Annotated in this window: 1 protein-coding gene; it reads left to right on the forward strand. The window is 55.7% G+C overall.

Annotated features, from left to right (window positions below):
* On the forward strand, positions 1-436 hold a 436-nt coding region (locus BTA35_RS18055), incomplete at both ends, for a glycosyltransferase (RefSeq protein WP_161489892.1).

Consider the following 436-nt stretch of genomic DNA (forward strand, 5'->3'; position numbering starts at 1 on the left):
GCTTCGTTGTCGCGCGCACTGATTGAACATTCGGTCGATGTCTATATTTCCTCTTTTCCGCTCGGAGGTGGAAAAGCAGTGACTGAAGCGATGTCGGTTGGACTGCCTGTCGTTACCCACGACTCCTACCGCTCCCGTTATCACGGTGGTGGTGATCTCACCTATCCGGGAAGCTTTTCCTGGGTGGAGTACGAGGATCTCCAAGCTATTTTTGAGCGCTGGGACGAGCCGCTGCTTAAGCAGCACGGTGAGGCGGCGCTACAGCCTTTTCGCCGCTACTACTCCACAGAGGCCTTCTTGAGTGCTGTCGCGAGCGGTGCCGACTGCGCACATCATGTACCGCCATTGCACCGCTATCGCCAGAATCACCTGAGAAATTATCTTGATTTTCGGCGTAGGCGGACGGAGAGGATGGGGCACCTCGAAACCGAAAATG

It is taken from the genome of Oceanospirillum linum (genome assembly GCF_001995095.2).
Taxonomy (GTDB): domain Bacteria; phylum Pseudomonadota; class Gammaproteobacteria; order Pseudomonadales; family Halomonadaceae; genus Oceanospirillum; species Oceanospirillum linum.